At 64.9% G+C, this 25,867-nt stretch carries 32 protein-coding genes; 8 read left to right on the top strand and 24 right to left on the bottom strand.

Features of this window, described 5'->3' with window-relative positions:
- Window positions 1–42: 42 nt before the first annotated feature.
- Both ACO550_RS02365 and ACO550_RS02360 read left to right on the top strand, forming a co-directional pair.
- Window positions 43–1,014 carry a M48 family metallopeptidase gene (locus tag ACO550_RS02365; RefSeq protein WP_485994172.1) on the top strand — a complete coding sequence of 324 codons (972 nt, stop codon included), beginning with the start codon at window positions 43–45 and terminating at the stop codon, window positions 1,012–1,014.
- A gap of 107 nt (window positions 1,015–1,121) precedes the next feature.
- Complete coding sequence (locus tag ACO550_RS02360) at window positions 1,122–1,586, top strand: excinuclease ATPase (protein WP_315593367.1); 465 nt, start codon at window positions 1,122–1,124, stop codon at window positions 1,584–1,586.
- Between the two features lie 311 nt (window positions 1,587–1,897).
- Here the strand turns inward: ACO550_RS02360 and ACO550_RS02355 are convergent, their stop codons facing one another.
- The 16 genes from ACO550_RS02355 to ACO550_RS02280 form a co-directional block, all read right to left on the bottom strand.
- The gene (locus ACO550_RS02355) at window positions 1,898–2,143 is read right to left on the bottom strand and encodes a DUF2274 domain-containing protein (protein ID WP_019726312.1); all 246 of its coding nucleotides are present in this window, start codon (window positions 2,141–2,143) and stop codon (window positions 1,898–1,900) included.
- Window positions 2,140–3,423 (bottom strand): TraB/TrbI/VirB10 family type IV secretion system protein, encoded by a 1,284-nt coding sequence (locus tag ACO550_RS02350; protein ID WP_019726311.1) that lies wholly within the window; start codon window positions 3,421–3,423, stop codon window positions 2,140–2,142. Before ACO550_RS02350 ends, ACO550_RS02355 begins: the two co-directional genes overlap by 4 nt.
- Window positions 3,424–3,425: 2 nt before the next feature.
- Window positions 3,426–4,418: a P-type conjugative transfer protein TrbG gene (gene trbG, locus ACO550_RS02345; protein WP_019726310.1), complete on the bottom strand. Its 993-nt coding sequence runs from the start codon at window positions 4,416–4,418 to the stop codon at window positions 3,426–3,428.
- Window positions 4,415–5,119, bottom strand: a complete 705-nt coding sequence (gene trbF, locus ACO550_RS02340; protein ID WP_019726309.1) for a conjugal transfer protein TrbF — start codon at window positions 5,117–5,119, stop codon at window positions 4,415–4,417. Before trbF ends, trbG begins: the two co-directional genes overlap by 4 nt.
- Window positions 5,120–5,130: 11 nt before the next feature.
- Entirely contained in the window at window positions 5,131–6,480 is a 1,350-nt protein-coding gene (gene trbL / locus ACO550_RS02335) for a P-type conjugative transfer protein TrbL (RefSeq protein ID WP_019726308.1), read from the bottom strand.
- Window positions 6,477–6,776 (bottom strand): hypothetical protein, encoded by a 300-nt coding sequence (locus tag ACO550_RS02330; RefSeq protein WP_019726307.1) that lies wholly within the window; start codon window positions 6,774–6,776, stop codon window positions 6,477–6,479. The genes trbL and ACO550_RS02330 overlap by 4 nt, the downstream gene beginning before the upstream one ends.
- A gap of 11 nt (window positions 6,777–6,787) precedes the next feature.
- Window positions 6,788–7,543 (bottom strand): P-type conjugative transfer protein TrbJ, encoded by a 756-nt coding sequence (gene trbJ / locus ACO550_RS02325; protein WP_019726306.1) that lies wholly within the window; start codon window positions 7,541–7,543, stop codon window positions 6,788–6,790.
- Entirely contained in the window at window positions 7,540–10,005 is a 2,466-nt protein-coding gene (trbE, locus tag ACO550_RS02320; protein ID WP_034112274.1) for a conjugal transfer protein TrbE, read from the bottom strand. Before trbE ends, trbJ begins: the two co-directional genes overlap by 4 nt.
- A gap of 12 nt (window positions 10,006–10,017) precedes the next feature.
- A complete protein-coding gene (locus ACO550_RS02315; protein WP_034112276.1) occupies window positions 10,018–10,290 on the bottom strand; it encodes a VirB3 family type IV secretion system protein in 273 nt (90 codons plus the stop codon).
- Window positions 10,287–10,679 (bottom strand): TrbC/VirB2 family type IV secretion system protein, encoded by a 393-nt coding sequence (locus tag ACO550_RS02310; RefSeq protein ID WP_034112278.1) that lies wholly within the window; start codon window positions 10,677–10,679, stop codon window positions 10,287–10,289. Before ACO550_RS02310 ends, ACO550_RS02315 begins: the two co-directional genes overlap by 4 nt.
- Window positions 10,676–11,728 carry a P-type conjugative transfer ATPase TrbB gene (trbB, locus tag ACO550_RS02305; protein ID WP_034112280.1) on the bottom strand — a complete coding sequence of 351 codons (1,053 nt, stop codon included), beginning with the start codon at window positions 11,726–11,728 and terminating at the stop codon, window positions 10,676–10,678. Before trbB ends, ACO550_RS02310 begins: the two co-directional genes overlap by 4 nt.
- Window positions 11,725–12,189 (bottom strand): CopG family transcriptional regulator, encoded by a 465-nt coding sequence (locus tag ACO550_RS02300; RefSeq protein WP_034112282.1) that lies wholly within the window; start codon window positions 12,187–12,189, stop codon window positions 11,725–11,727. Before ACO550_RS02300 ends, trbB begins: the two co-directional genes overlap by 4 nt.
- Window positions 12,186–14,195 (bottom strand): conjugal transfer protein TraG, encoded by a 2,010-nt coding sequence (locus tag ACO550_RS02295; protein WP_034112285.1) that lies wholly within the window; start codon window positions 14,193–14,195, stop codon window positions 12,186–12,188. Before ACO550_RS02295 ends, ACO550_RS02300 begins: the two co-directional genes overlap by 4 nt.
- Before the next feature lie 217 nt (window positions 14,196–14,412).
- Entirely contained in the window at window positions 14,413–14,643 is a 231-nt protein-coding gene (locus ACO550_RS02290; protein ID WP_034112288.1) for an EexN family lipoprotein, read from the bottom strand.
- A 33-nt stretch (window positions 14,644–14,676) separates the two neighbouring features.
- Window positions 14,677–15,582 carry a LysR family transcriptional regulator gene (locus ACO550_RS02285; protein ID WP_034112290.1) on the bottom strand — a complete coding sequence of 302 codons (906 nt, stop codon included), beginning with the start codon at window positions 15,580–15,582 and terminating at the stop codon, window positions 14,677–14,679.
- Between the two features lie 14 nt (window positions 15,583–15,596).
- On the bottom strand, window positions 15,597–15,809 hold the full coding sequence (locus ACO550_RS02280) for a hypothetical protein (RefSeq protein WP_052229527.1): 213 nt from the start codon (window positions 15,807–15,809) through the stop codon (window positions 15,597–15,599).
- A gap of 322 nt (window positions 15,810–16,131) precedes the next feature.
- Between ACO550_RS02280 and ACO550_RS02275 the strand changes: the two genes are divergently transcribed.
- From ACO550_RS02275 to ACO550_RS02255, 5 genes are all read left to right on the top strand, one after another.
- Window positions 16,132–16,518 carry a thioredoxin family protein gene (locus ACO550_RS02275; RefSeq protein ID WP_034112292.1) on the top strand — a complete coding sequence of 129 codons (387 nt, stop codon included), beginning with the start codon at window positions 16,132–16,134 and terminating at the stop codon, window positions 16,516–16,518.
- On the top strand, window positions 16,518–17,246 hold the full coding sequence (locus ACO550_RS02270; RefSeq protein WP_034112294.1) for a cytochrome c biogenesis CcdA family protein: 729 nt from the start codon (window positions 16,518–16,520) through the stop codon (window positions 17,244–17,246). Before ACO550_RS02275 ends, ACO550_RS02270 begins: the two co-directional genes overlap by 1 nt.
- A gap of 46 nt (window positions 17,247–17,292) precedes the next feature.
- Window positions 17,293–18,057 carry a YiiX/YebB-like N1pC/P60 family cysteine hydrolase gene (locus ACO550_RS02265; protein WP_228022245.1) on the top strand — a complete coding sequence of 255 codons (765 nt, stop codon included), beginning with the start codon at window positions 17,293–17,295 and terminating at the stop codon, window positions 18,055–18,057.
- Complete coding sequence (locus tag ACO550_RS02260) at window positions 18,054–18,626, top strand: carboxymuconolactone decarboxylase family protein (RefSeq protein ID WP_034112296.1); 573 nt, start codon at window positions 18,054–18,056, stop codon at window positions 18,624–18,626. The genes ACO550_RS02265 and ACO550_RS02260 overlap by 4 nt, the downstream gene beginning before the upstream one ends.
- Window positions 18,627–18,687: 61 nt before the next feature.
- The gene (locus ACO550_RS02255; protein ID WP_196680222.1) at window positions 18,688–19,668 is read left to right on the top strand and encodes an HPP family protein; all 981 of its coding nucleotides are present in this window, start codon (window positions 18,688–18,690) and stop codon (window positions 19,666–19,668) included.
- Between the two features lie 25 nt (window positions 19,669–19,693).
- Here the strand turns inward: ACO550_RS02255 and merA are convergent, their stop codons facing one another.
- From merA to merT, 4 genes are read right to left on the bottom strand one after another with little or no spacing between them, the layout of a single operon-like run.
- Complete coding sequence (gene merA, locus ACO550_RS02250; protein WP_034112300.1) at window positions 19,694–21,376, bottom strand: mercury(II) reductase; 1,683 nt, start codon at window positions 21,374–21,376, stop codon at window positions 19,694–19,696.
- A gap of 37 nt (window positions 21,377–21,413) precedes the next feature.
- Window positions 21,414–21,836 carry an organomercurial transporter MerC gene (merC, locus tag ACO550_RS02245; RefSeq protein ID WP_034112301.1) on the bottom strand — a complete coding sequence of 141 codons (423 nt, stop codon included), beginning with the start codon at window positions 21,834–21,836 and terminating at the stop codon, window positions 21,414–21,416.
- 15 nt (window positions 21,837–21,851) lie between these two features.
- On the bottom strand, window positions 21,852–22,127 hold the full coding sequence (gene merP, locus ACO550_RS02240) for a mercury resistance system periplasmic binding protein MerP (protein ID WP_034112302.1): 276 nt from the start codon (window positions 22,125–22,127) through the stop codon (window positions 21,852–21,854).
- A gap of 13 nt (window positions 22,128–22,140) precedes the next feature.
- Window positions 22,141–22,491, bottom strand: a complete 351-nt coding sequence (merT, locus tag ACO550_RS02235; RefSeq protein ID WP_034112303.1) for a mercuric ion transporter MerT — start codon at window positions 22,489–22,491, stop codon at window positions 22,141–22,143.
- 71 nt (window positions 22,492–22,562) lie between these two features.
- On the opposite strand from merT, the gene merR reads away from it, so the two are divergent.
- The gene (gene merR / locus ACO550_RS02230; RefSeq protein WP_034112304.1) at window positions 22,563–22,970 is read left to right on the top strand and encodes a mercury resistance transcriptional regulator MerR; all 408 of its coding nucleotides are present in this window, start codon (window positions 22,563–22,565) and stop codon (window positions 22,968–22,970) included.
- A gap of 191 nt (window positions 22,971–23,161) precedes the next feature.
- Here the strand turns inward: merR and ACO550_RS02225 are convergent, their stop codons facing one another.
- From ACO550_RS02225 to bufB, 4 genes are read right to left on the bottom strand one after another with little or no spacing between them, the layout of a single operon-like run.
- Entirely contained in the window at window positions 23,162–23,617 is a 456-nt protein-coding gene (locus ACO550_RS02225) for a DUF302 domain-containing protein (RefSeq protein ID WP_034112305.1), read from the bottom strand.
- Window positions 23,618–23,630: 13 nt separating this feature from the next.
- A complete protein-coding gene (locus ACO550_RS02220) occupies window positions 23,631–24,140 on the bottom strand; it encodes a DoxX family protein (protein WP_052229528.1) in 510 nt (169 codons plus the stop codon).
- The gene (locus tag ACO550_RS02215) at window positions 24,133–24,921 is read right to left on the bottom strand and encodes an HvfC/BufC N-terminal domain-containing protein (protein ID WP_034112307.1); all 789 of its coding nucleotides are present in this window, start codon (window positions 24,919–24,921) and stop codon (window positions 24,133–24,135) included. Before ACO550_RS02215 ends, ACO550_RS02220 begins: the two co-directional genes overlap by 8 nt.
- Entirely contained in the window at window positions 24,905–25,798 is an 894-nt protein-coding gene (gene bufB / locus ACO550_RS02210) for an MNIO family bufferin maturase (protein ID WP_052229529.1), read from the bottom strand. The genes ACO550_RS02215 and bufB overlap by 17 nt, the downstream gene beginning before the upstream one ends.
- Between the last annotated feature and the right edge of the window lie 69 nt (window positions 25,799–25,867).

The following is a 25,867-nucleotide window of genomic DNA, read 5'->3' as shown; positions in this document are numbered from 1 at the left end:
TACGCATCGAGCCCCGCCGTGCAACCCATCATGCCCGAGACCATGCGTCAGTCCATCCTGCGCGCCGCGCTGGCCATTACGTTTCGTGCGACCCTGGCGCCAATGCTGGGCGCGGCGGCATGCGTGCCGGCATTGCCCGCCGTGGCGCAGGAGGTGGTCGTGGTGGCCGCGCCCGACGATGGCGTACAGCTGGATCGGCGCAGTTCGCGCGTGCGCGAGATCGTGCCGATGGAAGTCATCGACCAGCAGGCCGCGCGCGAATACGAGCAGGTCAGGCAGGAAGCCATCGCCCGGCATACGTTGCTCGGTGACGATGACCCGCAGGTGCAGCGCCTGCGCGAGATCGGCATCCGGTTGCTGCCACAGACCGTGCTCTGGAATCCGCGTGCCGGACGCTGGCCGTGGGAGATCAACGTGATCCGCGCCAAGCAGATCAATGCCTTCTGCATGCCCGGCGGCAAGATGGCCGTCTACACCGGCTTGCTCGACGACCTGAAACTGACCGACGACGAAGTGGCGGTGGTCATGGGGCATGAGATCGCGCATGCGCTGGAGGAGCACGCGCGCCAGCGCGCGGCGCAGGCCGAGATCTCGAACCTGGGGGCCAATGTCGTGTCGCAGCTGACCGGCTTCGGCAATATCGGCAATATGGACATTGGCTCCAACGCCAAGATGCTTTCCCTGCGTTTCTCGCGGCAGGAGGAAACCGAGGCGGACCTGATCGGCATGGATATCGCCGCGCGCGCCGGCTATGACCCGCGTGCCGCCATCACACTGTGGCAGAAGATGGGCAAGTTCCTGCAGGCCGGCGATGAGTTCATGTCGACCCACCCGTCGGGCCGCAGCCGCATTGCCGTGCTCGAGGCCCACATGAAAGAGGTGCTGCCGCTCTACGCCGCATCCATGAACATGCCGATGGTCAAACTGGCGCCGTATCAGCCCAATATGACGAACCTCGGCGATGCCCCGGTCGATGAGGGCGACGAGGATCGCCTGCATCCTCTAAAAAAGTAAAGACGCCAATGTGATGCGTTGTACGGCGGATCGGCTACGATAGTTTCAGACGGTATTCGCCGGCCACAAACAACGAACAACGAACCACGAGAACTCAGGGAGAGCATATGAAGACCGCATTGCGCAGTGCACTGGTCGTGACGGCGCTGATGGCATCGGGCGCGGCCAGCGCGGCCGACGAACTGATGAACATGCCGATCGATGCGGCATTGAAGTCGTCCGCGGCCACTTCGCGTATCGACCCGAACATCAAGCTGTCGTTTGGCTTCAACAAACTGGATGGTGCGCAGAGCCCGGTGTTCTTCAAGACGGTCAAGCGCGTGCGCCGCCCGGTGAACAAGGCCAACGGCGAACCCAAGCCGACCGATGCGCAGTTGTGCGAGTCGGTCTTCGTGGAAGCGGTCCAGGAACTGCAGCAGCGCGCCAGCACCGCCGGCAACAATGGGGTGATGGAGATTCGCAGCAACTGGAAGGACGACGAAACGTCCAGCGAAACCACTTACGTGTGCGCCAAGGGAATGGCTTATATCGGCGTTGCGCTGAAGGGCACGCTGGTCAAGGTCGGCAGTTGAAGATTCCGGCCTGGCGAAGGCCATAAAAAACTGCTCGTGTCAAGCCCTGAGCGCAAATCGCCCAGGGCTTGAAACTCTATATGGGACGCGAGGTTAGCTCTGTTTCGGGCAGTTTGGATTGACTGCTGCGTTGTGGGCTAGGTGCCACATAAGAGCGATGAGGAAGAAAGCCGGAGCGCGTTGCATCGGGGGACGTTTCCCAACAGCAGGCCGACTTGCCTTTCTCCTTTCTCTATAGTAGCCCAACTGCCCCCGGAACGACAAAGCGCAGCCTCAGGCTGCGCTTTGTCGTTGAAGTGGCGGCAAGGTCGTCAGGTCTGTTTCTGCGGAACGACCTTGGCGGTCGTTCCTTTCCTGAATCCACGATCCCCCGCCATGAATGCCTCCAGCATGTGCGGGATCAGCGTCGCCGCATCGACCGTTTCGCCGTAGGTCTGCGCATGTAGCGCGGCATAGCGGTCAAGGTCTGTCTTCAAGCCAGCGGGACATGCGAAGGTCAGCTTGACACTCTCGGTCTTCGGCAGCGGCCCCAGCCGCAGCTTCTTGGTCGTGCTCATCGCATCGCTCCCCGGTTGAAGAACAACGGTTGGTACGGCCGAAGCACGAGATCGCGGTTCACGATGATGCGAACCGGCAGGCCCGGCCGCTCGGTCAACGTCGGCTGGATGTTCATGTTGCGCCGGGTCATCTCCTGGCCTACCTGGTTCACGCTGTCCTGCAAACTGCCCTGTCCGGCGATGATGACGCGGTTGCCGTCCTGCCGGTTCTGCGGCGCGGCCAGCTCGGCGCCCACGCCCAGCAGCGTGGTCAGAGCCGCGCCGGCAAAAACGCGATCCCAATGCCAATCGACCCCATCCTCCAGGCCGGCATAGCCGGCCGGGTCGGTACCCGCCAGGTTGTCGAGCGTCAGCGAAGACGTGTCCGGCAGGATGATGCGGTTCCACACCACCTGCACGCGGCTCTGCCCGTAGCTCACCTGGCTGTTGTACTTGCCCATGAGGCGCGAACCCTGCGGGATCAGCAGGAACTTACCCGTGGCCGAGTCGTAGACAGGCTCCGTCACCGTGCCGATCACGTCGCCCGGCAGGTCGGACTTGATACCCGTCACCAGCGCGCCAGCGATCACCGTTCCGGCCATGACCTGGTACGGCGAAGCCGGCAGGGTCAGTTGGCCGGAATTGCGGGTTTCCGTAGAAGCGCCTTTCAGGAAAGCCTCTTTCTGGTCTTGTCGGTTCTGCACGGCGGTCGGGTCGGACGCGGATTGTTGAGTTTGTGCCGCCGTCGAGGCCGGCCCGGCGGCGAGCGGATCAAAGCCCGCCAAGGCCGATGCCGGGCCCGCCGCAGCGGCTTGCGCAGTCGCCGGTGCAGCGGTCTTGCCTGGATTGCCCGAGCGGAAGAACACCGTCGAGGCCGCAGCGGCATCGGCTTCCTTGCGCCGAGCATCCTCCGGGTCGTGGCCTGGCGGCGCATAGGCCGGTGTCACCGGCTGCTGTGACTTCACGATGGCCGGGCCGAGGTCGCCCGGCAGCGGTGGCCCCAGCTCCGGCACCTTCGCCGGCAGCTTGGAATAGTCGGAAGGCAGGCCGTCCAGCCCTTCGGACTTCGAGACGCGATCCACGTTGTACAGCTCGGTTTGCTCGCCCGCGCCGCGCCGATGCGGCTGCAACGACCAGATCGTGGCCCCAAGCACGGCGACCGACAGGCCGCCGGTGAGGATGGCTAGCGTGCGCCGATTCAACCGAGTCACCGGACGCGGCTGCGCGCGCAGCGCCATTGCCTCGGGCGCCACCTTGCCGGTCTGCGGCGCGGCATGGTCGGGAATGTCGTCCTGGCTCATGGTCAGTTCCTCCGCGTGCCATCCGTGCGCTCGATCCGCACCACGTCGCCCTTGTCCCCGCCCAGGCGCAGTTCGGCCGCGCCAAACAGCCGATCCACGATGTAGTACGGTGAGCGGAATCGGTAGTTGACGAGCTGGCCGTCGCCCTGCGCGCCGATCACGAACAGCGGCGGCAGCTCGCCTTGGGCAATGCCCGGCGGAAACTGGATGTAGACCTTCTCACCGTCATCGAAGGCACGCAGGGGCTTCCACGGCGGATTGCTGCCGCTGACCGCGTAGCGGAAACGGATCTTCTCCAGCGACAGGCCCGCATCGACCGGCGCAGCGGCGCTGGCCGCCTGCGCCTGGCGCTGCAGGGCCAGCATCTTGTCCTTGGGGTACTCCCAGGACACCGACGCCATCCACGTCTTCTCGGTCGAGGTCAGCTCCAGCAGGTAGGTGCGTCGGCTTGTGGTGATGACGAGATTCGTCTTCAGGCCCGAGCGGATCGGCTTGACCATCACGTTGACGCGCAACGCCTCACCGCTGCCGCTCGATGTGTCGCCCACGATCCAGCGCACCGTGTCGCCAGCGGCGACCGTCACCAGTTCCTCGCCGGGCTGGAGCGCGATCACCGTCACACGGCCCACGGCCGCATAGACCTGGTACAGCGCGCCATCAGTGAAGGGCCACACCTGAATCGCATTGACGTAGCCCTCGCGCGTGGGCGCGATGCGCGCCTCGGCATTGGCGCGGGCCACGCGCACGGTTTCATCGGCGGGTTCCACCGCAGACTTGGCATCCGGTACGGGCTTCATCTGCGCCGGCATCGGCAACACCTCGGGCACGGTCACGACCTCCACCGGCTTCGGCGCCTCGGGCAGCGGCTGGGCTTGCACCGGCTCGTCGAGCGAGATGACCGGCGGCGGCTTGCCCTGCGTGGCGCAGCCCGAGAACAAGACGCTGGATGCCAGCAAGATCAGCGGCAAGGCGGATTTACGGAAAATCGCATTCATGGTTTTGCTCCTTCGTTTCCTTCCAGTTCGCGGCTCCACGACAGTCCGTTGACGTAGATGCCTAAGGGGTTCTTACGCAGGCGCTGCTCGGTGCGCGGGGTCTGCTGCACGATGGAAATCACCGCGTTCCAGCGCTCGGTGCGATCCAGGGCGCCGTTGACGTAGCGCGTCTCCGTCCAGCGCACGTTGAAAGACGTGTCGCTGGCGCGGGTCACGCTGGTGATCTGCACCGTCACCGACTCCTTGCCGATGCGCGCGAACGGATCGTTCACGCGGGCGTAGTCGTTTAGCACCACGGCGCCCTTGTCGGTGGTGTAGTTGTAGGCATCGAGCCAGTTCTGCCGAACCACGATGGGGTCGATGGACAGCGAGCGCACCAGGCCGATGAAGCGGCCCAGGTGGTAGGCCACCTGCGCATCGCTGGGCCGGTACGGCGTGGCGGCTTCGCCCACGGTACGCACCTGCCCAGCCTGATCGACCTCGATCACATAGGGCGTCACGATGGACTGCGCCGAGCGCCAGACCAGGCCACCGGCCATCAGCAATGCGAGAGCGAGGCAGCCGAAGGCCATCAGGCGCCAGTTCTTCGCCTGCACGCGCGGCGAGCCGATGCGCTCGTCCCAGACCTGGCCTGCGGCTTGGTACGGCGTGGCGGGCTGCGACGTGTCGGCGTAGCGCACCTGGGGTCTTTTGAATCGCATGGTCTATCTCCTTATGAGTCGGAATCGCGCAGGCTGGGGCCTTGGCTGGAGCTGCCGCCATCGCCACCGCGCAGCGTGTGGGCGGCAGTCGTCGCGGCATGGGTCAGTTGCTGCCTGCGATGCAGGCGCTTGGCCCAGGCGGGCTGTTCGGCAGCGGTAGGCGCTGCCGAATCGGCTGCGCTCTGCGGGCCACTGGATGCAGGGGCGTCATCCGGCCGGAAGGCAGCGGCGACACGCTCCTTCATCGAGCGCGCGCCATCGGCCACCTTCTGCCCGGCGGCCTGCGCGCCGGTCTTGGCGACATTGCCCACGCCGGCGGCTGCGCCTTTGAAGCCACCGCCAGCGGACGCGGAGCCGGCCTGAAACGCCGACTTCGCGCTGCTGGCGGCCCCGACGGCGGCACGTGCACCGCTGCCGGCCAGCTTGGCCGCAGCCGGAGCCATGCGCGCGCCGGCTGCGACAGCACCGCCGACGCCCGTGGCCGCTGCACCCACGGCAACCGCAGCGCCGGCCGCGCCCAGCGCGGCACCGGCCATCGCGCCCGCGCCGAGCTGCGGGCCACCCGACACCAGCCCGGCCGCAATGCCTGGCCCGAAGATGCCCAGCGCCAGCAGGGTCAGCGAGGCCAGCATGACAACGACCGAATGGTCGATGGATGGCTCGGCCGGCTGCACCTGGAACTCGGCGAACAGGCCCGAGCCAATGCCCACGATGACGGCCAGCACCAGCACCTTGATGCCCGAGGACACCACGTTGCCCAGCACCTTTTCTGCCAGGAACGCGGTCTTGTTCCACAGCGCGAACGGCACCAGCACGAAGCCCGCGAGCGTGGTCAGCTTGAACTCGATCAGCGTGATGAAAAGCTGGATCGCCAGCACGAAGAAGCACAGCAGGACGATCAGCCAGGCGAGGAACATCACGACGATGGGCGTGATGTTCACGAACACCTCAGGAAATCCCGCCATGTCGCCGATCTGCTTGAGGATCGGCGCCCCGGCGTCGATGCCGACCTTGGCCAGCCTGCCCGGTTGCAGGAAGTTCTCCATGCTCAGGGTCGAGCCGCTGGCGGTCAGGCCCAGGCCCGCGAACGAACGGAACACGATGCCGGCCAGCCAGTTGAAGTTGCCGATGATGTAGGCGAAGGCGCCGACGTACAGCACCTTGCGGATCAGCTTGGCGATCACGTCCTCGCCCTGGCCGGTGGCATGTCCCATCGCCCAGAAGAGCCCGGCGATGGTCATGTCGATGACGATCAGCGTGGCAGTGAGAAAGGCCACCTCGCCATGCAGCAGGCCAAAGCCCGAGTCGATGTAGCGCGAGAACGTATCGAGAAAACGGTCGATGATGGTCACGTCGTTCATGGCGAGTCCTCCTGCCCTGGCCCGTTGCCATCGGCGGGCTCATCGAAGCTGGGCGGAATCGGCGGCAGGTCGGCGGGCGTCTGGTACTCGCCGGGGCCGGCCTTGCCGGAGAGAAAGCGGCGCAGGTCGGCTTGCGCCACCTGCGCGCAGAACGCGCCGCCGTGCTCGCCCGCACGGCATTGCGCGCGCAGCGTGTGCAGCCGGGACGGGTCAGCGGCCAGTGCATCCACCGCGGGCGGCCGGTCGCAGCCGGCCAACAGGGACGTGAGAGCGAACAGGACGGGCGCGTTCTTCATGGCCGTCCCCGTCAGCGGTTGTAGAAATGGACGGGCTGCGGCGTGTACGGCGTGCCTTCGCCCAGGAAGCGGCGCGTCACCTCGCGCCCGCGCTCCGTGGCCGCGGCCTGCCTCGCCAGCTCCAGCGAGGCGGCCCGGTCTTGCGTGATCTGGAGCCGCTGCGTCTGGATCGACTGCTTGGCCTGCAGGGCGAGCAACTGGTTCATGGCCTGCATCGCCTGCAACGCGCCCTCCGCCGACTGGCTCTTGCCCACGAGGTCGGCCAGCACGCTTTCGTCGTCGCTCAGGTTCTGCGACGCTTGGGCCTGCATCTGCATGGTGGTCTGCAGGCCGTTGAGCGTGTTCTTCCAGCGCTCCTGCGCATCGAGGTACATCTGATTGCCGCTCACCGTGGCGGCGTACTTCTCGGGGTACAGGCGCGAAAACTCGCGGTCGATGTTCGTCACGTCGTAGGCCAGGCCTTTGGCCTGCGCGATGAGGCGCTGGGTGGTCGCCAGGTTCGCGCGCAACTGGCCCACCACGCTGGACGGCAGGCTGGCCAAGTTGCGCGCCTGGTTGATGAGCATCTGCGCTTCGTTCTGGAGCTGGCGGATCTGGTTGTTGATCTGCTCCAGCGTGCGAACGGCGGTGAGCGTGTTCTGCACCAGATTGGTCGGGTCGAGCACGATGTCGCCGACGCCGAACAGCGCGTGCGCGGGCTGCGCGATGCCGAAGGCGAGCACGCAGGCGGCGGTCAACGCGGCGAGCTTGGGAGCATGGGTTTTCATGGGTGGTTCTCCTGCGGATGGGTGGGAACAAAGGCGGCGCCCGGCGGCGTGCCGGGGAAGTCACGCAGCAGCTCGGCCGCCCAATCGAGGCTGCGGTGGCGCAGCCATGCGGCTGCGAACGTGGAAGAAGCGGTGGAAGCCACGGTGAGCACCGCGTCGATGTCGCGCTGGTCTTGCGGCGTGGAAGCGCCCGCGAAGGCCAGCACCGCCGGCCCCAGGTCAAGGTCGAACAGGCGATTGCCGAGACGGGATTGGTAGTAGTAGTCGCGCTTGGGCTGCGCGGTGGCGACGATCTCGATCTGCCGGCTGTTGAGGCCGAAGCCTTCGTAGATCGTGCGAATCTGCGGTTCTGTCGCCTGCGGATTGGCCAGGAAGATGCGGCTGGCGCAGCTCTCAATGATGGCCGGCGCGATGCTCGAATCCTTGATGTCCGCGAGCGACTGCGTGGAGAAGATGACGCTGACGTTCTTCTTGCGCAGCGTCTTGAGCCACTGGCGAATGCGCGCGGCAAACGCGGGCTCGTCGAGGAACAGCCACGCCTCATCGAGGATCAGCAGCGTCGGCGCCCCGTCGAAGCGCTCATCGAAGCGGGCGAACAGATAGCGCAGCACCGCCTGCACCGCAGCCTTGCTGTGCATTAGCTCTTCCATCTCGAAGCCTTGCACGTCGGCCATGCCCAGTCGGTCGCGGTCGGCGTCCAGCAGCTTGCCGTGGGCACCGCCCAGCACATAGGGCGCGAGCGCCTGGCGCAGCGCGTTCGATTGCAGCAGCACCGACAGGCCGGTCATGGTGCGCTGTTCCACCGGCGCACCGGCAAGGCTGCCAAGTGCCGACCAGACCGCCGCCTTTTCTTCGGGGCCGACGGCGACACCTTCGTGCAGCAAGCGGCCCTCGATCCATTCGGCGGCCCAGGTTCGGTAGCCATCGCGGTCGATGCGCGCCAAGGGCTGGAAAGCGATCTCGCCATCCAGCCCGAGGTCGTAGTGCTCGCCGCCGAGGCCCAGGATCGTGGCGCGCATCGAGCGCCCCATGTCGAACGCGAAGATGCGCGAGCCGCGATAGCGGCGGAACTGCATCGCCAGGGTGGCGAGCAAGACCGACTTGCCCATGCCGGTCGGGCCGGCCACCAGCGTGTGGCCCACGTCGCCGATGTGCGTCACCAGCCGGAACGGTGTCGCGCCTTCGGTGCGCGTGACGATCAACGGCGGGCCGTCGAGGTGTTCGTTCTTCTCCGGCCCGGCCCACACGGCGGACACCGGCATCAGGTGCGCCAAATTCAGCGTCGAGACGATGGGCTGGCGCACGTTCGCGTAGGCATGCCCCGGAATCGAGGACAGCCACGCATCCACGGCGTTGAGCGTTTCGGGGATGGTGACGAAGCCGCGCCCCTGGATGACGCGCTCCACCATGCGCAGCTTTTCATCTGCCACGGCGGGATCGGCATCGAGCACCGTTACCGTGGCGGTGAGGTAGCCGAAGGCCACTTGATCGCTGCCCAGCTCCTGCAAGGCGGCGTTCGCGTCGGCGGCCTTGTTGCTGGCATCCGTGTCCACCAGCGGGCTTTCCTGCTGGAAGATCGTTTCGCGCAGCAGCGCGATGACGTTCTTGCGCTTGGCGAACCACTGGCGGCGCAGGCGGGCGAGTTCTTTTTCCGCCTCGGATTTGTCGAGGCAGAGAAAGCGCGTGCTCCAGCGGTACGCAAACCCCAGGCGGTTGAGGTCGTCCAGAATCCCCGGCCAGGTCGAGGTCGGGAAGCCCCGCACTGTCGCAATACGCAGGTGCTGGTCGCCCAGCATCGGCGCGAGGCCGCCGACCAGCGGGGCATCGGCCAGCAGCGCATCGAGGTGAAACGGCACTTCAGGTACGCCCACACGGTAGCGCCGCGTCGAGATAGCCGCGTGCAGGTAGGTCAGCGTCTGGCTGTCGTCCAGCCAGGCAATCTCCGGCATCACGCCATCAAGCAGGTCAAAGACGCGATCTGTTTCCGCGATGAAGGCGGTCAGTCGCTCGCGCCAGTCCACGCCTTCGGTGGGACGGTTCTCGTACAACATGCCCGCCGCGCGGGCGCGGGATTCCTCGGGCGGCAGGTACACCAGCGTCAGGTGGTAGCCGCTCTCGAAATGGTTGCCCGATTCCTCGAACGCTGCCCGGCGTTCCTCGTCCACTAGCCAAGACAACGGTTCGGGAAAGTCGGAATGTGGGTAGTCGGCCGCAGCGCGGCGCTCGGCCTCGATGAACAGCGCCCAGCCCGAGCCCATCCGGCGCAGCGCGTTGTTCAAGCGGGCCGACGTGGCGATCAGCTCGCCTTGCGTGGCGCTGTCGAGGTCAGGCCCGCGAAACCGCGCCGTGCGCTGGAAACTGCCGTCCTTGTTCAAGACGACGCCCGGCGCGATCAGCCCGGCCCAGGGCAGCCAGTCGGCCAGCAGCGCGGGCCGCTGGCGGTATTCGGCAAGGTTCAGCATGGCGGCGTCCCCTCACACGTCCAGCAGCGGGCGGTGCTTGATGTGCCGGGCAAACACGGCCATGAACTGCGGATCGACACGCGCACCCCAGACCGCCAGCGCGTGGCCGACGATCCAGAGCACCACGCCCGGAATCCACAGTTGCAGGCCCAGCCCGACGGCGGCGGCCAGCGTGCCGTTGGCAATCGCCACGGTGCGCGGTGCACCGCCCATCAAGATCGGCTCGGTCAGCGAGCGATGCAGCGGCACCTCGAACCCGGCCGCGAAGGTGTCAGACCCGCTCATACGACAGCTCCGCCGGAGAAGCTGAAGAAGGACAGGAAGAAGCTCGAAGCCGCGAAGGCGATGCTCAAGCCGAACACGATCTGGATCAGCTTGCGAAAACCGCCCGACGTGTCGCCAAAGGCGAGCGCCAGGCCCGTCGCGATGATGATGATGACCGCGACGATGCGCGCCACCGGCCCTTGAATCGACTCCAAAATCGACTGCAACGGGCCTTCCCAGGGCATCGAGGAGCCGGCGGCCTGCGCGGTGCCGGCCAGAAACAGCAGCAGCGCGGACAGCAGCAGCCCTTGCGCCGCAGGGCGACCCAGGCTGTGCAGCCGCGACCGTGTGGGCAGGCGCAAAGCCGGATTTGCAGAAAAACGGAAAGCAGGAACGATCATCTGCGTCATGGCAGTTCTCCAGGTTGGTCAGGGGACGGGGAAATCGCCGCAGCGGGTGCGGCATCGGGAAGTGGCAGCAGCTCGGGGAACGGCGTCTCCAGTGCGTCCGCCAGTTGGTAGCCCACGCCGTCGAAGCCGACGACGCGGGCGATGCTCTCGATGCGGCGCTTGCGCCCACGCCCAGCGATGTGGATCACCACGTTGACCGCCTCGGCGATCAGCGCACGCGGCGGGTTCACCGCCACTTCGAGAATCAGTTGCTCCAGGCGCAGCAGCGCGCCCAGTGCGGAGCCGGCGTGGATCGTGGCGATGCCGCCGGGGTGGCCCGTGCCCCATACCTTGATGAGATCCAGCGCCTCGGCGCCGCGCACCTCGCCAACGACCACGCGATCCGGGCGCAGGCGCATGGATGAGCGCACCAGCTCGGTCATGGACACCACGCCAGCGCGGGTGCGCAGCGGTACGTGGTCGCGGGCCGCGCATTGCAGTTCCACCGTGTCTTCGAGCACCAGCACGCGGTCGCCCGTGGCGGCTATCTCGGCGAGCAGAGCATTGGCAAGGGTCGTCTTGCCGCTGCTGGTGGCCCCGGCGATCAGGATGTTCTTGCGCTCGCGCACAGCGCGAACCAGAAAGCCCGCCTGTGCGGCCGTCATCATTCCCTCCACGACGTACCGCTCCAGCGGAATGACGCCGATGGCGCGCTTGCGCAGCGCGAAGGCCGGCCCCGGTGCAGCGGGCGGCAAGATGCCCTCGAAGCGTTCGCCGGTTTCGGGCAACTCGGCCGATAGCAGCGGCTGGCCGCGATGCACTTCCGCACCGACATGGGCCGCGACGAGGCGGATGATTCGCTCGCCATCGGCTTCGGGCATCTCCACGCCCATCGGGGCGCGACCCGAGGACAGGCGATCCACCCAGAGGGTGCGATCCGGGTTGAGCATGATTTCCACCACGTCCGGGTCTTCGAGCGCGGCGGCGATCAGCGGCCCCATTGCCGTGCGCAGCATCTGGATACGTCGGTCAAGCGCCGCAGTGGTCATGGATTGGGGAGTGGTGCTCATGACGCACGCTCCTGGGCCTGGGCGGCTGCCGCCGTGCCCCCCATTCGCATCGGGTCGGGATGCAGTTCCTCCACCACGTCACGCACGAGGCTGCGCCCGCGCAGCAGGTGGCGGCCGAGCTGTTCGACGAACTGCTCGAAGCGCGCCTTGCCCTGGGCGCGGGCCGCGTCTTGGTGGGCCTCGGGAACCGGCGTGCTGACCGTGAGGTAGTAGCGGATGAACAGCGCCAGCGTCTCGATGGCGATGTTCTGGTCACGCTCCATGCGCTCGGCTTGGCGCGACAGCCGATCCAGCCGCTTGGCGATGGCCGCTTCGCGCTGGTCGGCCGCGTCCGGCGACAGCCAAGACGCTAAGGCGGCAGCGACGATGCTGGACTTGGACACGCCTTTCTTGGCGGCCAGTTCATCGAGCCGCTGGGCGTGCTCGGGCTGGATAAAGAGGTTCAGGCGGTAGTGGCTCATAGCTCGATTCCGTCGTTGGGGTCGAGGGATGCCAGCCGGGCCGTGCGCTGCATGGCCGGATCAAGCTGGCGCGGAAGGGGAAGCGGCAGGTCGTCGTCGTCATCGAGCAGGCCGAGGTCGGCCGCGGGCGCGGCGCTCTCGGGGTCGTAGGCGACGGCCTCAGTTAGCTCTGGCTGGCGGCGCGGGCAGCCGTCGTCGGCCGTGCCCAGGTGTTCCAGGCCATCGGCGGATGACGTAGCCGGTGCGGCAGGCGTCGGCGGAATCGCCAGTCCGCTCCAGTCGTCGGGGCGTACCGGAGGAACATCGGCATAGCGCCCGGCAGCGAGCACAGGCGGTGACAGCACGCGCCGCTTGAAATTGCTGTCTGCGTAGTAGCGCAGCTTCTTGGCCTTGATCGGCGCGACGCTGGAGACCATCACCACGGCCTCGTCGGGCGGAAGCTGCATGACTTCGCCCGGCGTCAGCAGCGGGCGGGCCGTCTCCTGCCGCGACACCATCAGGTGGCCCAGCCACGGCGCGAGCCGATGACCAGCGTAGTTGCGCTGCGCGCGTAGCTCGGTAGCGGTGCCAAGCGTTTCGGAAATGCGCTTGGCGGTGCGTTCGTCGTTGGTGGCGAACGTCACGCGCACATGGCAGTTGTCCAGAATCGAATGGTTCTGCCCATACGCCTTGTCGATCTGGTTGAGCGACTGCGCGATGAGAAAACTGCGGATGCCGTAGCCCGCCATGAAGGCCAGTGCCGTCTCGAAGAAGTCGAGCCGGCCCAAGGCCGGGAATTCGTCGAGCATCAGCAGCAACTTGTGGCGGCGCTCGATGCCATCGCTGCCGTCGAGTGATTCGGTGAGCCGCCGGCCGATCTGGTTGAGGATCAGGCGGATGAGCGGTTTGGTGCGCGAAATGTCCGAAGGCGGCACCACGAGGTACAGCGATACGGGGTGCTCGACGGAAATGAGATCGGCGATGCGCCAGTCGCAGCGCGAGGTGACTTCGGCCACCGTCGGGTCGCGGTACAGGCCGAGGAACGACATGGCCGTGGACAAGACGCCCGAGCGCTCGTTGTCCGACTTGTTGAGCACTTCGCGCGCCGCAGAGGCAACCACCGGATGCGGGCCATCGCCCAGATGGGGCGTGGTCATCATCCGGTGCAAGGTCAGCTCGAATGGGCTGGCCGGATCGGAGAGGAAGTTGGCGACGCCGCGCAGCGTCTTGTCCTCGCCCGCGTAGAGCACATGCAAGATGGCCCCGACCAGCAGCGCGTGCGAAGTCTTCTCCCAATGGTTGCGCCGCTCCAGCGCGCCTTCGGGATCGACCAGAATGTCCGCGATGTTCTGCACGTCGCGCACTTCATGCGCGCCGCGTCGCACCTCCAGCAGCGGGTTGTAGGCCGCCGACTTCGCATCCGTGGGGTTGAACAACAGGCAATGCGAGAAGCGCGAGCGCCAGCCGGCGGTGATCTGCCAGTTCTCGCCCTTGATGTCGTGGATGACGGCGGACGCGGGCCAGGAAAGCAGTGTCGGCACCACCAGGCCAACGCCTTTGCCGCTGCGCGTGGGCGCAAAGGTCAAGACGTGTTCTGGGCCTTCATGGCGCAGGTACTGCCGGTTATGCTGGCCGAGGAACACGCCGGCTGGCTGCGTTAGACCCGCCTTGCGAATGTCCTCCGCGTTCGCCCAGCGGGCCGAGCCGTAGGTGGTGACGAGGCGTGATTGGCGCGAGCGCCAGATCGACATGCCGATGGCAACCAGCACGGCGACAAGGCCGCTGCCGCCGGCAATCGCGCCGCCAATGTCGAAGACACGCGGTGCGTAGGCGTCGAAGAAGAACCACCACTCGAACAGCCGCCACGGGTGATAGACCGGCGTGCCCAGGAAGTCGAACCAGGGCGAGCCAAGGCGTACTTGATAGCCAAGGGCTGCTGCCGTCCATTGTGTGGCTGCCCACACGCCGGCGATCACGATGCCGAATACGACGGCAATCTGACCGAACAGCACGTTCGTCCCTTGCATGACCTTGTCTCCAATCACGGCACACGGAGGTGCCGCAGCACTGAGGATCAAGGCGCGTGCGCAGGTCGGTCAAAGGCCGTTCTGGCGGCAATTCAGGCTGAAAAGGCCAGATTTCTTGCAAGGGCGAAGACAATAAAAACGCCGCGAACGCGAGCGCGTTGCGGCGTGATGAGGTAACGGCGCGAATTCTGTCGCGGCGTAGCGACTGCGAGGGGCGCTACTTGGATTTCTGCTCGGGTCGATCACCGAAGAAGCGCCGATTGGCGGCTTCGGCCGCGCGCACGCAGAGTTCGTCGCCGACCTTCGCGCGATCCTCCTTGCATTGGCGCTGGAGTTCCTTGATGCGCTCAGGATGGGCCACAAGGTAGTCCACAGTTTCCGAAGGTTGGGATTGACCGCATGCCGCCAATGCGGCGGCGATCATCAGCAGCGGTAGCAATTTGTTCATGGCTCCAGTCCTTTCATCGCAGTTCTGGAAATCTTAGGCAGTGCCAATGTCATCTGTTGAATCGAGGCAAGCAACTCGTTCAATGAAGCGAGTCAACATCTCGCATGGCTCCATGTCGCGGCGAAGTAGATAGGTTGTCAACATCGGTGGTTGTCCCGCTAACGGCCGACCTATGACGCCAGGCTCGCGGCTGCCTGTGATGTGCGCCGTGCCGGCCAACCCCAATGCAATTCCAGCAGAAACGAGTGTCATCATCAGATCGAAGCTGGCGACGTGCTGGACGATCAACGGCTCTTGTTCATGTTTGCGCAGGATACGTTCGACCTGCCGTGCATGGCCCTCGCATACGGCTGGATCGCCCAGAACCAGCGGATGGCGCAATACTTCCTCCAACGGAACGCGCTTATAGGCCAGCACCGGATGGCGTGCCGGCACCGCCAGCATCAATTCATCTTCCCAGGCGGGAGCAACCAAGATGCCATCACCCACGTCATCTGCCATCGAAAATCCAGCATCGTATAGGTCATCGTGAAGACCCTTGATCTGCTGGGCTAGTGGCACTTCAAACAGCCGTATCTCTACTTCGGGATCTTCTTCACGGCATCGTGCCAGCAAGGCCGGCAAGCGCGAAGGCGTCACACCATCGGACAAGGCGATGCGCAACTGACCGTGAAAGCCGTTGGCAGCGGATTTGACGCTATCGCGCGCTTGCTCCAATGCAGCGAAGATGCGCGGCACGTGCTCCAAGAGTAGTCGGCCAGCGCGGGTCAATTGCGTGCTGCGGGTGGTGCGAACGAAAAGGCGTGCGCTAAGTTCTTCCTCTAGTTCCTTGATGGTACGGGATAGCGGCGACTGGTCAATGTGCAGTCGTTCGGCGGCACGAGCGAAGTGGAGTTCCTCCGCAACCGCAAGAAAGCATCGTAGATGACGTAGCTCCATGTTCGTGGATCGAGCTACAGCAGCGACTTGCGCTCGTTGCGAACCCGAATGGCTTCCATTAGTCCCGCGAGCCAGCAGGCGGGACACCCGCGCATAAGATAGATGGCCAAACCAAATAGCCCTGCCGCAGGCCAAAAGTTAGGGGTTAAAACGATGGCGCCCGCAATGGATGTCACGGCCAATGCGCCACGAACCAATTGCGCTTTAACAGAAGTGCTGCAATACATGATGCGCTCCTATCACCTGGGAACGGTGCGACGGGAAGAACTGAGAGATGCTGAGGACGCCCCCCTTGGGCGGCCGCACTACTCCCTCCTGCCAATAAGAGGGGCGCAACCGCCAAAACGGTTCGCCGCATGTGCAAAAAAGCTGGCCCTGCCAAAAGCGGGGACAGATTCCGCAGTGCGGCCTCGCAGATTTTTTTCGCTCGGATGCGAACCATCTTGACGACTCCCCGCCTCTTAGGAAGAGGCCGTCACTCTTGGCGACCGTGTTCGCCCGCGCGAGTCATCGCCTTGGGCGGTTCTCCCCTTATTCAGGATTACGCCCATGAAACTACGTATGACCGCCGCCTTTCTCGCTCTTGCCACGTTCGCCAGCATCGCCAGCGCCGGGGAGATCAAACCGTTCAGCCAAGCCGAGTTCGACCGTCTGACGCAGGCTGGCCAGCCCGTGGTAGTGGACGTCAGCGCGACGTGGTGCCCGACCTGCAAGGCGCAGAAGCCGATCTTGGAAACCCTAATGAAGCAGCCCGCCTACAAGGACGTGACCTTGCTGACCGTGGACTTCGACAGCGAAAAGAGCACCGTCCGGGCCTTCAAGGTCAGCATGCAAAGTACGCTGGTAGGCTTCAAAGGCACCCAGGAAGTGGCCCGCTCCGTGGGCGACACCACCGAGGCCGGCATCGAGGGCCTGATTCAGAAGACCACGCGCTGATGACGCTCGGCCTCGGTTCCTACGGCCTCGGACTGCTCGCGGGGGTGCTTTCCACGCTGTCGCCTTGCGTCCTGCCCATCGTACCGATCCTGATTGGCTCGGCGGTCAACGCCCATCGGCACGCGCCGTTGGCCCTGGCGGGCGGCCTCGCTCTGTCCTATGCCATTGTCGGCACGGCGCTGGCCTGGGCAGGCGCCTCGCTCGGCATCGACACAACGATCTTCCGGGGCGTGGGCGCGGCCGTCCTGGGACTGTTAGGCGTGGTGCTCATGTCCAGCGCCCTCCAGCAGCTGTTTGCGTCGCTGACGGCCGGCATCGGCAATGCCGGGAACGACCTGCTTGCGCGTGTCCAACTGGACGGGCTGACGGGGCAGTTCGTGGTGGGCCTAGTGCTGGGGCTGGTCTGGAGTCCCTGCGTGGGGCCGACGCTTGGCGCGGCCATCGTTCTGGCCAGCCAGGGTACGAACCTGGCGCAAGCAGGCTCAATGATGGCGGTGTTCGGTATCGGCGCGGCATTGCCCCTGGTTGCACTGGCCTATGTGTCGCGCAGCGCGATCGGCCGCACGCGATCCAAGCTCCTGCACGCCGGCAAGGCCGGGAAAGTCCTGTTGGGCGCGATCATGCTTGCCCTGGCCGCCCTGATCCTGACAGGCGCCGACAAGCCGATGGAAGCATGGCTTGTGGAACATTCACCGGCCTGGCTCACACAACTGACGACGAGGTTCTGAGCCATGCCGCGCCCGAATTTCACCTTCGTTTCGACAGGGTGACGCCGTGGGAAACATCTTGGACAGCATCGCGCGCCGCTGTGGAGAAGGACTGAGCCGCTACCTCAGTCGGCCCCACCATGTGCATAGCGTGGCCCCGCCGACCGATCCAGACCTTCTCATGGCGTGCCTGCAGCCCGGCGACGTGCTGCTGGTCGAAGGTCAGAGCCGGGTCAGCGTGGCCATCAAGTACCTGACCCAATCCACCTGGTCGCACGCGGCACTGTTTGTCGGCACGGCCGGCAGGCCGACCGATGCCGAAGGGCGGCCCCGTTGCTTTCTTGAAGCCGATCTACGCGAAGGCGTGCGTCTGGTCAGCGTGGCCGAGTTCGCCGATCTGCATACCCGAGTGTGCCGGCCCGTGGGCCTGACCGCTGCCGAGATTGACACCCTGGTCGGCACGGCGGTGGCTCGGCTGGGCCATCAGTACGACTTGAAGAACGTGATCGACCTGGCCCGATATCTGTTGCCCACGCCGCCGGTGCCGGTGCGTTGGCGCCGTCGCATGCTCGGCCTGGGCAGCGGCGACCCCACCCGCGCCATCTGCTCGACGCTGATCGCCCAAGCTTTCCAGTCGATTCGCTATCCGATCCTGCCGCTGATCGAGACCGTGCCGTCGCAGGACCCGATGTGCCCCGGCTGTGTGGCCGAGATTCTTCATGTGCGGCACCACAGCCTGTTCGCCCCGCGCGACTTCGACGTCTCGCCCAACTTCGCCATCATCAAACCCAATCTGGAAGCCGGAATATTTCCACTTAGGAGCACTCCATGAACGCCAAGCTGACACTGCCTCTTCTTACCGAAGACACCGCCCCTGAAAGGAGCCGCGAGTTCCTGAGTAACACGCGCAGGAAGCAGGGATTTGTTCCCAACATGTATGGAGAAATGGCCCACGCCCCTGGCGCGCTCTCGACCTACCTCCATGGGTATGACTGGTTCCGCAAGGAATCCGGCTTCACGCCGGCCGAGCAGGAAGTCGTGCTGCTGGTCATCAGTCGGGAAAACGGCTGCCACTACTGCGTGGCCGCTCACAGCATGATCGCCGAGAAGGTATCGAAGGTGCCGCCGCAGGCGCTCCAGGCAATCCGTGAGGGCACGCCGATGGATGACCCGAAGCTGCACGCCCTTACCGCCTTCGTCAAGGACATGGTGCAGACGCGGGGCAATCCGTCGCAGGCGAGTTTGCAGACCTTCACCGACGCGGGCTACAGCGAGCAGCAGGCTCTACAGGTGGTGCTCGCCATCGCCGTCAAGACGATCTCGAACTACACCAATCACCTGTTCGACACACCCGTGGACGCGGCCTTTGCGTCCTACGCTCTGCCGATAGGGACGAAATAAGTACGGCGCCCCACCTTGGAGTCAACCATCACTTGCCCGAGGTGGGCCTTCAAGAAAATGGATGTCGTGGATGGAAGGCATGAGATTGTTTGGTATACGGCGATCGTCGCTGCCGTGGGGATTCTTTGGGGAGTTGCTGACGGCGCTCTACATGGGTGTCATCGCGTGGATCGCGGCGGCCACGCATGTTCACTACATTCTTTTTCCCGAACTAGGCGCCCTGGCCCATGACATCATCAAGCGACCGCACGGCACCTGGGCCAAAGCGCCGGGGATGCTGGTTCTCACACCGCTTCTTACCGGGCTGGTAGGCACGATCTTCGCCCGAAGCATGGGCAGCGGGATCGTGCCGATCCTGCTGGCGACCGCAGCCGCGATGCTCATCATCCGCATATTGAAGTCATCGATTGCCCCGGCCATTTCGGCGGGCGTGCTGCCAATCTCACTCAACATCACAAGCTGGTACTACCCGGCATCGTTGCTGGTCGGCCTGATATTGCTCGCCGCGATCTCCCTTGTCTGGCCTCGCTTCGTCCCGCTACCGCCGGTGCGAACCGCCTCCGATGTGGCCGATGACGTTACCGAGGAAACTCCAAGCACCTACTCGTGGCTCCCGTTCTTTCTGGTGTTTCTGGTAGGCACGGCGATTCTGGCCGAAGCCACGGGTTGGCGGTTGATCCTGTTCCCGCCGCTTATCGTGATCGGCTTTGAAATGTTTGCCCATGCGGACGTTTGCCCTTGGGTCAAGAAGCCGCTGCTGCTGCCGGTCGCGTGTACCCTGAGCGCATTGATCGGGGTTGCACTGGTCACGACGTTCGGGGGCGCCCCGCTGGCGGTGATCTCCAGCGCGGCATGCGGCATCCTAATCTTGCGATTATTCGATCTGCACGTGCCGCCGGCGCTCGCCGTGGGCCTGCTGCCGTTTATCATCCCAGCCGTCGATTACCGATTCGCGGCCTCCGTGGGCATTGGCACCTTAACTCTGACCATGCTGTTCCTCGTATGGGGCAGGCTGAGAAGGATGCGCCTTTCACCGTCCTGAGGGGGCGCAACCTTCTTAGCTTTTGCTATCCAGCGCAGCACGATAGCTGCTTCACGTCCTTGCTGAAGGTCTGCGCGGCGAGCTTCAGGCCCTCGACCATCGTCAGATACGGGAACAACTGGTCGGCCAGTTCCTGCACCGTCATGCGCGCGCGGATCGCCAGCGCCGCTGCCTGGATCAACTCGCCCGCTTCTGGGGCCACCGCCTGCACGCCGATCAAACGGTGGCTGCCTTCCTCGATCACCAGCTTGATGAAGCCGCGCGTATCGAAGTTGGCGAGCGCGCGCGGCACGTTGTCGAGGGTGAGCGTGCGGCTGTCGGTCTCGATGCCGGCGTGGTGCGCCTCCTGCTCGCTCAAGCCCACGGTAGAGACCTGTGGGTCGGTGAACACCACCGCTGGCATGGCGGTCAGGTCCAGCGACGCGTCGCCGCCGGTCATGTTGATCGCGGCGCGGGTACCAGCCGCCGCCGCGACGTAGACGAACTGCGGCTGGTCGGTGCAGTCGCCGCCGGCGTAGATGTCCGGGGCGCTGGTGCGCATGCTGAGGTCGATCTCGATGGCCCCTTGCTTGTTCACCGCCACCCGGGCGGCTTCGAGGTTGAGGCTGCGCGTATTAGGTGTGCGGCCCGTCGCCACCAGCAGCCGGTCGGCACACAGTTCGCCATGGTTGGTGGTCAACACAAACTCGCCGTCCACGTGCGCGACCTGGCTGGCTTGCGTATGTTCCAGCACCTCGATGCCCTCCAAGCGAAACGCCACCGTCACGGCTTCGCCGATGGCCGGGTCTTCGCGAAAGAACAGCGTGCTGCGCGCCAGGATCGTGACCTTGGCCCCAAGCCGGGCGAAGGCTTGCGCCAGCTCAACAGCCACTACCGATGAGCCGATCACGGCTAGGCGTGCGGGAATCGTGTCGCTCACCAGCGCCTCGGTTGAAGTCCAGTAGGGCGTGTCCTTGAGGCCTGGGATCGGCGGCACCGCCGCGCTCGCGCCGGTGGCGATCAGGCAGCGGTCGAACGAAACCACGCGCTCGCCGCCCTCGTTCAGCCGCACGGTGAGGTTGCGGCCGTCCTTGAAACGGGCTTCGCCCGCTAGCCGCATGATGGCTGGGTTGCCGTCCAGGATGCTTTCGTACTTGGCATGGCGCAACTCATCGACGCGCGCCTGCTGCTGGGCCAGCAGCCGTTCGCGCAGGATCAGCGGCGGGTTCGCCTGGATGCCGCCATCGAACGGGCTTTCGCGGCGCAGGTGGGCGATGTGGGCGGCGCGGATCATGATCTTCGAGGGCACGCAGCCGACATTGACGCAGGTGCCGCCGATGGTGCCGCGCTCGATTAGCGTCACCCGTGCGCCGCGTTCGACGGCCTTCAGCGCCGCCGCCATCGCGGCCCCACCGCTGCCGATGACGACAATATGCAGGCCGCCGTCGTGGCTGGCCTTGTCGCCGCCGTCGACCCAATCGCGCATGCGGTCGAGCAGTCCGCCTTTGGGAAGCGCGTTCGACGCATCGGCCAGCGCCGCGCGGTAGCCGAGTCCGGCGACAGCCGCGATCAGGGCATCGGGTGAAGTGCCGGCCGCGATGGCGAGCTGGGCGCTGCCCTTGGTGTAGGACACTTCGGCCGATTGCACGCCAGGCACGTTTTCCAGTGCTTCCTTGACGTGGACCGCGCAGGAGTCGCAGGTCATGCCGGTGATCTTCAACTGTGTCATGAAGTCATTCCTTTCAATTCGTTGTGGCGCAAGCCAGTCAGCCGTGTTTCGCGGGCAGTTCGCAGCCGTCAGGACCGCAGCGGCGGTTGGCCTGAGATACCAAATCCCAGACCGAAACGACGGCCATCAAGGCGATCCCCGTATAGACCAGGGGCCGCATCCAAGCGGTGCCAAGCAGCCAGACCGCGCCCACGATAACGATGGCGGGACCGACCATACCCAGCAGACTCCGGTGCCATTGCCGGTGGCGTAGCCAACCGAGCGCGTTGGCCGCAAGCGCCAATGCAGCAAACAATGGCAACAGCCTGGAAATGAACAAGCCTTCGTATTGCTGGAGAAAACCCAGCCCGATGGCCGCGCCTAGGCTGGCGAGTGCGGGAAAGCACATTGCGCAGCCCATCGCGGAGACGAGGGTGCCCAATGCCCCGGCTTTGTCGGCGATACGCGCAATCGGTTTCATGGCATCGCTCCCGGTTTAGCGCTTGACGCTGGACGGATAGCCCGCGTCTTCGGTGGCTTTGGTCAGCTTCTGGACGCTGGCCTTGGCATCATCAAAGGTGACGACCGCTTCGCGCTTCTCGAAGGTCACATCGACTTGGCTGACGCCCTCGACCTTGGAGAGCGCCTTCTTGACGGTGATCGGGCAAGCGGCGCAGGTCATGCCGGGCACGGCCAGCGTGACGGTCTGGGTAGCGGCCCACACTGGAACGGTGACGGCAACGAGCGCAAGGGAGGCAAGCAGTTTTTTCATGGTGAACTCCCGATCAATAGAAGAAAGGCAACACGTAGGGAAATCCGAGCGCGACCAGAACGAGCGCTGCCACGATCCAGAAAATCAGCTTGTAGGTGGTGCGAACCTGCGGGATCGCACACACCTCGCCCGGCTTGCAGGCAGTTGCCGGCCGGTAGATGTGTCGCCAGGCGAAGAACAACGCCACCAGCGCCGCGCCGATGAAGATCGGGCGATACGGTTCCAGTGCGGTCAAGTTGCCGATCCAGGCACCGCTGAAGCCCAGAGCGACCAGAACCAGTGGCCCCAGGCAGCAGGTCGAAGCGAGGATGGCGGCCAGCCCGCCGGCGGCGAGGGCGCCGCGCCCGTCTTGCGATTCCGACATCAGGTTCTCCTTTCGAGGATTTGCTCGTTGGAGTAACGTTACTTCCGTAGTCAACTACGGAGTCAAGCGGAATGGAAAACACCTTGGAAAGCCTGACCATCGGCGCCTTCGCCAAGGCAGCCGGGGTCAACGTGGAGACGATCCGCTTCTATCAGCACAAAGGGCTGCTGCCGACGCCGAACCGGCCCTACGGCAGCATTCGACGCTACTGCAGCGCCGACGTGGCGCGGGTGAAGTTCGTGAAGGCGGCGCAGCGGCTGGGATTCAGCCTCGATGAAATCGGGGAGTTGCTGAAGCTGGAGGACGGCACCCATTGCAGTGAAGCAGCCGACCTTGCCGCACTGCGGCTGGCCGATGTTCGCACCCGCCTGAACGACCTTATGCGGATGGAACAGGCGCTGTCAAAATTGGTGAACGAATGCTGTGCGCATGAGGGCCATGTGTCCTGCCCGTTGATTGACGCGCTGCATGGCGGTTGAACTGGCATATGGACGGCTGCTGACACTACGGCGTGATCGCAGCGTTCGTCAGTACCGCCCTCGATTGCCGATTCGCAGGCTCTGTGGACATTGGCGCCTTGTCTCTGAACATGCTGCCCCCAGTATGGCGCAGGCGGAGCAAAACAGGCGCTTCACTGCCCTGACGGTGAGGCCAAGACGGACGAGCGCGCTCACTTCCGAATCGCCTCCTGCGTCATGCCGCCCAGCGCCTTGGAGATGTTTTCCACGACGGGGCCGCAGTTGTCGGCGCCATGGCGCGATGCGAGATACTTCGGATCGTTGTAGCCAAGCCACACTTGCCCAGTCGCGTCCTGCCAGGCCAAGGCCTTGAGCGGAAGGTCGATACCGGCAGTCTGCGCGCATTCCATCAAGGGGGTGCCGCCCTGGGGATTGCCGAACACCAGAAGCTCGGTCGACCGCAAGTCCTTGCCGACCTTCTTCGCGCCCTGCGCGTGATCGAGGCGCAGGAAGATATAGATGCCCCGAGACTTGGCGGCCGTCTCGAAACGGTCAATCGTTTCCTTGACACTGTACGGGCTTTGTACCGCAATCAGCCCATCGGCAGCTCCGGCCCCCGAAGCAAAGAAACCTGCCATCACGAGGGATATGGCGCGCAATGCAAGCATGCTGACCTCCTTGTCAGGCCGAAGCCTCGCAATGCTCCAAGAAGCCGCGAATCCCATGGTCGAGTGAAAGCCGGCCCGGCCCGATAGCGATCAGGGCAATCGCCATCGTCGCCCAGGGCAAATGAAAGTTCGCCCACCCGTCCGGCACGATGAGCTGGATCACCGCCGTCATGCCGAGCAAGCCCAGGGCACTCATGCGCGTGCCAAGTCCGAGAATCAGCAGGATCGGAAAGATGATCTCGGCCGATCCACTGGCGAAGGCGAGTACGTCCGGCGCAGGCAGGTCATAGACCTTCCCCAGGATGTGCAGCTTGAATTCATCTTCAAACAGAAAACTCGCCGCTGGCGACAGCGACAGGAGACCGTCCCATTTGGTGAGGCCCGACTTGAAGAAGGGCAAGGCCAGCGCCACCCGAAGGAACAGCGGCGCGGCCATGCCGGCGATCTTTGCCAGCCAGTGCAATGCACAGTTCGCCGCGCCAAGTATTCCGGGCCAACCTTTCGGCACTTGGAAGTTACTCATGATCGTTCTCCCCGGCTTCCAACGCGAAGCCGACAAAGGCGCCCATCTGGATCAATTCCCGCAAGTTCTCCGACAGGTCAAAATCGCCGTCGGTGGCGAGGGCCGTTTCCATGGCCTGCGATAGCGTCAGGCCCTGGCCGAGCGCGGCTACGAAGTCATGGCTCGCGGGAAGTATCTTGCGCACGTCCACCTCGGCGTCGGGGCGTAGCACCATCGTGTCCTGCGCTTCGGAGAGGTCAACGGGTGCTGGCGTGCCATCCGAGGTGTTCATCCTCCAGATGGTGAAGGCTGGGAATGGCGAACGCACCAGGCGCACGGAAGGGTGGAGCCGAAACCGCAGCATGGAAGCTTGGTCAGGCGGTACTCCTGCAAGCACGCTGGGCGCCAAGGGTTCTGCCTCGTGCGCGTGGTACGCCTCGGTCGCGGCGCGCTCGATGCGGGCCACGTCGGCGAGATAGGGTAAGGGTTCCGCGGGTGGAAAGGACGCGATGAAGTCCGGGAACTCGGCGCCGTAGTGCAGCAGCACCGGCGAGCTGGGCGGCGTGGCGGCCGCGAAGACGCGGGCCATCGCCGCGAAGAATTCGTCGCCCACCAGCTTGACGACGCAGGGAAAGCCCGCGCGCAGCGCGTCCGTCAGGCCAACGAACACATTGTTCCGATAGACGGCAAAGCGCCGTGCGCTCGGCTCGCCGTCGGGGCCGACCAGCCCCTCGGGCACCGCGCGTTCCGGGTCGAGCAGCGCCGAGGCGAATTCCTCCAGGCGTTCAGCCAAGCGTGCCATGGCGTCGCTCCTGTACGTTGGACATGCCCATCAGCACATCGGCCATCACGGCCTCTGTTTGCAGCTCGGGCCATGCGGGAATGTTGGAATCCCACTCGATCAGCGTAGGGACTGGCCCGATGCATTGGATGACCTGCCTAAAGAGGTTCCACACCCGCTCATCCACTCTTTGGTCGTGTGAGTCGATCAGCAAAGGGCGTCCCTTCTCGTCCGTCTGAAGGGAGTGGCCGGCCAAGTGGATTTGCTGCACATGGTCGAGGGGGAAATCGTTGATGTAGGCGCGCGCGTCCCATTGCTGATTCGTGCTCGCCACGTGGACGTTGTTCACGTCCAGCAGCAGACCGCACCCGGTTCTCCGGGTGATCTCCCTGATGAAATCCGTCTCGCGCCATGTGCTCTCCTTGAACCAGATGTAGGTCGCGGGGTTCTCCAGCAGCATTTGCCGGGCCATAGCTGTTTGCACCTGGTCGATGTGCTCGCAGATGCGGTTCAGCGTGTCGTCGGTGTACGGCACCGGCAACAGATCATCGAGGTAGCTGGTGCCATGTGAAGACCATGCCAGGTGTTCGGAAAGCAGGCCGGGTTCGTACCGCTCGTTCAGCGCCTTGAGACGCAGCAAATGCGCTTGGTCGAGTGGCCTGTCGGCACCGATGGACAGGCCCACGCCGTGCAACGACAGGGGATAGTGTTCTCGGATGGCCGTCAGGTAGCGATGGGGCGGGCCGCCAGCGCCCATGTAGTTTTCCGCATGAACTTCAAAGAAGCCCATATCCGGCCGCGTTTCGATGATGGTTCGGTAGTGGTCGGCCTTAAGGCCTACGCCGGCTCGCGCAGGGATTCCCCGCCCGGCGGCGTGCGCAGTTTGGTGAATGCCCATGTTGATCCTCGTTGTCACAAGCTGGCGGGCGGGGCGACAGGCCACCGCCCACCAAGGTGAATGCTCGCG

This window comes from Cupriavidus sp., assembly GCF_057315035.1.
The sequence above is the reverse complement of the archived record's forward strand: the minus strand, read 5'-3'. Positions and strand labels throughout refer to the sequence as shown.